This window comes from Arenibaculum sp. (genome assembly GCF_035998295.1).
Lineage (GTDB): Bacteria > Pseudomonadota > Alphaproteobacteria > Azospirillales > Azospirillaceae > DASYHS01.
The window spans coordinates 1-5,980 of sequence record NZ_DASYHS010000191.1; the positions used below are offsets into that span (position 1 = coordinate 1).

The 5,980-nt window shown below is 72.0% G+C and carries 6 protein-coding genes; 2 read left to right on the top strand and 4 right to left on the bottom strand.

What is annotated here, in order from left to right:
• A partial coding sequence (locus VGO20_RS18715) for a phytanoyl-CoA dioxygenase family protein (RefSeq protein ID WP_327503896.1) occupies positions 1-766 on the top strand: 766 nt, incomplete at its 5' end.
• Between the two features lie 12 nt (positions 767-778).
• On the opposite strand, the gene VGO20_RS18720 is transcribed toward VGO20_RS18715, so the two are convergent.
• Genes VGO20_RS18720 through VGO20_RS18735 form a run of 4 tightly spaced genes read right to left on the bottom strand, consistent with a single transcriptional unit; the run spans position 779 to position 5,224 of the window.
• The gene (locus tag VGO20_RS18720; RefSeq protein WP_327503897.1) at positions 779-1,426 is read right to left on the bottom strand and encodes an FMN-binding negative transcriptional regulator; all 648 of its coding nucleotides are present in this window, start codon (positions 1,424-1,426) and stop codon (positions 779-781) included.
• Between the two features lie 10 nt (positions 1,427-1,436).
• Complete coding sequence (locus VGO20_RS18725; protein ID WP_327503898.1) at positions 1,437-2,582, bottom strand: alanine racemase; 1,146 nt, start codon at positions 2,580-2,582, stop codon at positions 1,437-1,439.
• Positions 2,582-4,090 carry an L-piperidine-6-carboxylate dehydrogenase gene (amaB, locus tag VGO20_RS18730; RefSeq protein ID WP_414639852.1) on the bottom strand — a complete coding sequence of 503 codons (1,509 nt, stop codon included), beginning with the start codon at positions 4,088-4,090 and terminating at the stop codon, positions 2,582-2,584. The genes VGO20_RS18725 and amaB overlap by 1 nt, the downstream gene beginning before the upstream one ends.
• A gap of 57 nt (positions 4,091-4,147) precedes the next feature.
• The gene (locus VGO20_RS18735) at positions 4,148-5,224 is read right to left on the bottom strand and encodes a saccharopine dehydrogenase family protein (RefSeq protein ID WP_327503899.1); all 1,077 of its coding nucleotides are present in this window, start codon (positions 5,222-5,224) and stop codon (positions 4,148-4,150) included.
• A gap of 115 nt (positions 5,225-5,339) precedes the next feature.
• Here VGO20_RS18735 and VGO20_RS18740 point away from each other — a divergent pair, with 115 nt between their 5' ends.
• Positions 5,340-5,780 carry an Lrp/AsnC family transcriptional regulator gene (locus tag VGO20_RS18740; RefSeq protein WP_327503900.1) on the top strand — a complete coding sequence of 147 codons (441 nt, stop codon included), beginning with the start codon at positions 5,340-5,342 and terminating at the stop codon, positions 5,778-5,780.
• The last annotated feature ends 200 nt before the right edge of the window (positions 5,781-5,980 follow it).

Genomic DNA, 5,980 nt, shown 5'->3' on the forward strand with positions numbered 1-5,980 from the left:
GCAGATCCAGCAGTTCATCGATGCCGGCTACGTCAGGATCGACGGGGCCTTCCCGCGCGGGCTGGCGGACGAGGCCCGGGCCGTCTTGTGGCGGGACACGGGATGCGATCCGGACGACCCGTCCACCTGGACGAGGCCGGCCATCCGGCTGAACCAGTACGGGCAGAAGCCCTTCGTCGAGGCCGCCAACACGCCGGTCCTGCACCAGGCCTACGACCGGCTGGTCGGGCCGGGACGATGGGCGCCGCGGGGCGCGCTCGGCACCTTCGTGGTGCGCTTCCCGTCCGCCGAGGACCCGGGAGACACGGGTTGGCACGTCGACGTCAGCTACGGCACGCAGGACCCCGACTTCATGTCCTGGCGTGCCAACGTCTTCTCGAAGGGCCGGGCCCTGCTGATGCTGTTCCTGTTCTCCGACGTCGGCGACGAGGACGCGCCGACCCGCATCCGGGCGGGATCGCACCTGGACATGGCCCGCCTGCTGGCGCCCGCCGGAGAGGCCGGCCTGACGCTGCGCGAGATGGTCGCCGCCGATTTCGGCCGGACCGCGCCGCTGCCGGAGGTGCCGGCGACCGGCGAGGCGGGGACGGTCTATCTCTGCCATCCCTTCCTCGTCCATGCGGCCCAGCCGCATCGCGGCACGCGGCCCCGCTTCCTGGCGCAGCCGCCGCTGCTGCCGGCGCAGCCGCTGATGCTTGAACGGGCGGACGGCGACTACTCGCCGGTCGAGACGGCGATCAGGAAGGCCCTGGGCAAGGCGTCATGACCGGCAGGCCCGTCAGCCCGCCTCCGGCTCTCCCCGTGCCGCGACCAGCCCGGCCATCTCGGCGGCATCGGCAGTGCCGAGCGCCGACAGCCCGGCGACGACGCCATGGTGGTTCCGGGCCGGCTGGTTCTGGCTCACCTTCCATTTGCCGGCGAGCCGGGCGATCGGGATCTCGATCCCGACGATCGCGCGGAGCAGCGCATCGATGAAGCCGCCGGGCGCGTCGGCGGTGCTCCAGGGCACCGGGAACGCCGATTCCTGCCCGGCGGTGAGCTCGTCGATCTGCGCGCGCAGCCAGTCCCGGTCCTCGATCACGCGCATCGGGCCGTGGGCGTGGACCACCGCGTAGTTCCAGGTCGGCACCGCCTTCCCGGTCTCGGCCTTGGTCGGGTACCAGGAGGGCGTGACATAAGCCTCCGGCCCCTGGAACACCGCCAGCGCCTCGACCGCGGGGTCGAAATCGCGCCACACCGGGTTGGCGCGGGCGACGTGGCCGACCAGCGTGCCGGAGCCGGACCCGTCCACCCGGAGATGGAGCGGGACGTGGTTCGCCTCGATGCCGGAGGGCGACAGGGTCACCAGGGTCGCGAGCGGATGCGCACGGATCAGGTCGTGCATCACCTCGACCCGGGTCTCCTCGAACTGTCTGGGCTGGTACATGGCGCCTCCTTCAGCGCACGCGGGCGCGGGCATCGACCGGCCAGGCACCCTGCCCGTCCATGACCACTAACTCCGTCGCCAGGTTGGCGACGACACAGGAATGGTTGGGCACGATCGCGAGGCGGGTCCCGCGTTCGATCGGGGCGCCGGCCAGCCGGACGAAGCCGTGCTCCTCCGACAGCTTCTCGACCACCAGCCCGTCGCCCGAGAACGGGCCGCCGGCCGGGAACGCCCGGCCGAAGCCCGAGACCCCGGTCGTGCCGTGGGGCCCGAGGTCGGAGCTGAGCACCTTGGAGCCGGCGTCGACGATGGCGTGCCGGTCGGTGCAGCCGACGACGGTCGCGTGAACGGACAGCGCGACGTCGTCGAGGGTGGCGACGCCGAGGCGGACCGCGGTCAGGTCGAGGAAGACGTAGTTGCCGGGCCGGATCTCGGTCAGGCCCGTGAAATCGCGCTGGGCCAGCACGGTCGGCGTGCTGCCGACGGAGATCTCGTCCACGCGCAACCCGGCGCGCGCGAGGCGGTCCGCAACGCCGAGCAGGCACAGGCGCTCGGCCTCGGCGACGTCGGCGGCGGCCGACGGCCCGGATGCACCGTAGGCGTGGCCGGCATGGGCGATCAGCCCGGCGAAGACGAGGTCCGGACCGGCGGCGATGCGCCCCGCCACGTCGAGCGCCGCCGGCCCGTCGGGGTCGACGCCGATCCGGTGCAGGCCGACATCCACCTTCATCAGCACCGGCAGGGACACGCCGTGGCGCCGGGCGGCGGCGGCCAGCGCCGCGACGCCGTCGGGATGGTCGGCGATGAACCGCAGCTCGGCGCCCCGCTCGCGCCCGGCGGCGAGCAGCCCGTCGATGCGGTCCGGGTCGACCACGGGATAGGCCACCGTGACCGAGCGGATGCCCGCCTCGACGAAGACGAGCGCCTCGCCGGGCTTGGCCGCGGTGATGCCGACGGCGCCGCCCGCCACCTGCATCCCGGCGATGCGCACGGATTTGTGGGTCTTGACGTGCGGCCGCAGCCGCACGCCGTTCGTGTCCGCGATGGCCTGGACGCGGCGGAGATTGGCCTCCAGCCGCCCGTGGTCGACGACGACGCAGGGGGTGGCGGGCAGTTCCGCCGCGTCCATGGCCGCCGCGTCCATGGCCATGGTCATCACGTCTCGAACCGGATGCCCTGCGCGAGCGGCAGCGCGTCGGAGTAGTTCACGGTCGCGGTCTGGCGGCGCATATAGGCCTTCCAGGCGTCCGAGCCCGACTCGCGGCCGCCGCCGGTCTCCTTCTCGCCGCCGAAGGCGCCGCCGATCTCGGCCCCGCTCGGCCCGATATTGACGTTGGCGATGCCGCAGTCGCTGCCCGAGGCGGCGAGGAAGCGTTCCGCCTCGCGCACGTCGGTCGTGAAGATGCAGGACGACAGGCCCTGGGGGACGCCGTTCTGCAGGGCGACCGCCTCGTCGAGCGTGCGGTAGCGCATCACGTAGAGGATCGGGGCGAAGGTCTCCGAGCGCACGGTCGCGGTCTGGCCGGGCATCTCGACCAGCGCCGGGGTCACGTACCAGGCGTCGGGGTGGCGGTCGGCGAGCACGCGCTGACCGCCGGTCAGCACCCTGCCCCCCTCGCCGCGCGCCGATTCGAGCGCCGCCGCCATCGCGTCGAACGAGCCCTTGTCGATCAGCGGTCCCATCAGGTTGCCCTGGTCGAGGGGGTTGCCGATCTTCACCTGCTCATAGGCGGCGCGCAGGCGCGGCACGATGCTGTCGTAGACGTCCTCGTGGACGATCAGGCGGCGCAGCGTCGTGCAGCGCTGGCCGGCCGTGCCGACGGCCGCGAACAGGACCGCGCGCACCGCCAGCTCCAGGTCGGCCGAGGGCGTCACGATCATCGCGTTGTTGCCGCCCAGCTCCAGGATCGAGCGGGCGAAGCGGGCGGCGACCTTGGGCGCGACCTCCCGGCCCATGCGGGTGCTGCCGGTGGCGCTGACGACCGCGACGCGGTGGTCGTCGACCATCGTCTCGCCGATCTCGCGCCCGCCGACGATCACTTCGAGCAGGCCGCGCTCGGGCGCGCCGGCGCCGAACCGCTGCAGCGCGCGCTCGAACAGGTGGCGGCAGGCGAGCGCCGTGACCGGGGTCTTCTCCGACGGCTTCCAGACCACGGGGTCGCCGCAGACGATCGCCAGCGCGAAGTTCCAGGACCAGACCGCGACCGGGAAGTTGAAGGCGGAGATGACGCCGCAGACGCCGAGCGGGTGCCAGGTCTCGCGCATGGCGTGGCCGGGCCGCTCGGAGGCGATGGTGAGGCCGTAGAGCTGGCGCGACAGCCCGACCGCGAAGTCGCAGATGTCGATCATCTCCTGGACCTCGCCCCAGCCCTCCTGGATCGACTTGCCGCATTCCAGGGTGACGAGCGCGCCGAGCGCTTCCTTGTTGGCGCGCAGCTCCTCGCCGAGCAGGCGGATCAGCTCGCCGCGCCGCGGCGCCGGGACCGACCGCCAAGCGAGGAACGCCTCGTGGGCGTGGCCGATCTTGGCCTCGACCGCCTGCGGGGTGTCGTCTGCGACCCGCCCGACGACCGAGCCGTCGATGGGGCTGCGCACGACGCGCGCGCCGGCCTCGACGGCCGTGGGGTCCATCCGCAGCGCTGCCAGGATCTCGTCGATGTTCATGGGGGCGTCCCCTTCTCGTATCGTTCTTGCGTCGGTCGGCGTCGGACGCCGGAGGCACTACGCGTAGTGCCGGCCGAAGCGGTTGTCCAGGAAGTCCGACAGGGCCGCCTGCTCCTGACGCACGAAGCCGTGGTCCGGCAGCCTTCCGTCGAGCAGGAGGTCGACCATGGTGCATATTCCTGCAGCCGTAGTCACCTGGATTGCGCTCCAGACCCGGCCGCCGATGTCGCGGGAATAGACCTTCTTGGCGAAGCTCTCCTGCATCAGCCTTCCGTCGCGCGTGCCGCTGACCGAGACGAAGATCAGGACGACGTCCTGGTTGGTCGCCGGCACCGCCGCCTCGAGCACGTCCTTCAGGATCTCGCGCCGCTCCCCGAGCCGCAGGTCCTGGACCAGCATCCGCACGATGTCGCGGTGGCCGGGGTAGCGCACGGTCTTGTAATCGAGGTTGCGCACCCGGCCCTGGAGCGTCTCGCACAGCGTGCCGAGCCCGCCCGAGGTGTTGAACGCCTCGTAGGTGACGCCGTCGAGCGCGAACGCCTCGTCGCCCTCCAGCGCCATCACCTCGCGCAGGTGGCCGTCGACGATCGCCTCGCAGGGATTGCAGTACTCGTTGATGAGCCCGTCCGTGCTCCAGGTCAGGTTGTACTTCAGGGCGTTGGTGGGATAGAGCGGCAGGGCGCCGACCCGCATGTGGACGTCGCGCAGGTCGTCGAAGCGCCGCGCGAGGTCGTAGGCCGCGATCGAGATGAACCCCGGGGCGAGCCCGCATTGCGGCACGAAGGCGGTCGGCGAGCCCTCGGCGAGCTGCTTGACCCGCCGCGTGCTCTCGACGTCCTCGGTCAGGTCGAAATAGTGGGCGCCGCCGGCCTTGGCCGCCTCGGCGATCACGGGGGTCAGGGTGTAGGGACACGCACTCATCACGGCGTCGTGGCCGCGCACGGTTTCGATCAGCGCCGCCTGGTCGGTGACGTCGAGCGGACGCAGCTCCACCCCGTCGCGCGCGAGGCGCCGCAGGGCCGCCTCGTCCCGGTCCGCCACGGTGACGGCGTAGTCGCCGCTGCCCGCCAGCATCTCCGTGATCATCGCACCGATCTTGCCGCTGCCCAGCAGCAGAACGCGCCGCTTGCCCATGCCCGTCTCCTCCGTTCCCGATTTCCTATCGATAGGAATAGGCGCTGGCGGAGCCGGATCGAAGCGGGCAAACTGCCGAAATGTGACGGAACTTCCGGCGGAACGACGGCCTTCGATGGCGAATCGCAACCTCGACGACCTCGACCGCGCGCTGCTGGCGCTGCTGGAGACCAATGCGCGGGAGCCCACGGCCAGCCTGGCGCGCAAGCTGGGCGTGTCGCGCACGACGGTGCAGGACCGCATCCAGCGCCTGGAGCGCGACGGCGTGGTCGGCGGCTACACCGTGCGTCCGGGTTCCGGCCGGTTCGAAACCCGGATCACGGCCTATGTGATGATCGCCGCGAACCCGAAGCTGAACGCGCGCGTCGTCCACGCGCTGAAGGCGATGCCGGAGGTCAAGCGCCTGCACGCCGTCAGCGGCGCGCACGACCTGCTGGCCATGATCAGCGCCGAGGACACGAGGCGCATCGACGAGGTGCTGGACGCGATCGGCGGCATCCCCGGCATCGAGCGGACGATGAGCTCGATCGTGCTGTCGACCAAGCTGGAGCGGTGATCGGGCCGATCGCGGCCCGATCGCTTGGCGCCGGCGTCACGCGGACAGGCGGGCGGGAAGCCGCACGGGCGTCCGTTCGAGCGGACGCAGGCCGAACAGCGGCCTGAGCCAGCCGATCCGCCGCACGATCTCGTAGCCGCCGAAGCAGGCCGCGAGCGTCGCCGCGAGGATCACCGCCGCCTCGCCGAGCGCCGGCAGGC

Coding starts and splice junctions, on each gene's coding strand:
- amaB (WP_414639852.1), bottom strand. CDS start 4,090: ATGAACATCGACGAGATCCTGGCAGCGCTGCGGATGGACCCCACGGCC.
- VGO20_RS18720 (WP_327503897.1), bottom strand. CDS start 1,426: ATGTACCAGCCCAGACAGTTCGAGGAGACCCGGGTCGAGGTGATGCAC.
- VGO20_RS18740 (WP_327503900.1), top strand. CDS start 5,340: ATGGCGAATCGCAACCTCGACGACCTCGACCGCGCGCTGCTGGCGCTG.
- VGO20_RS18725 (WP_327503898.1), bottom strand. CDS start 2,582: ATGACCATGGCCATGGACGCGGCGGCCATGGACGCGGCGGAACTGCCC.
- VGO20_RS18735 (WP_327503899.1), bottom strand. CDS start 5,224: ATGGGCAAGCGGCGCGTTCTGCTGCTGGGCAGCGGCAAGATCGGTGCG.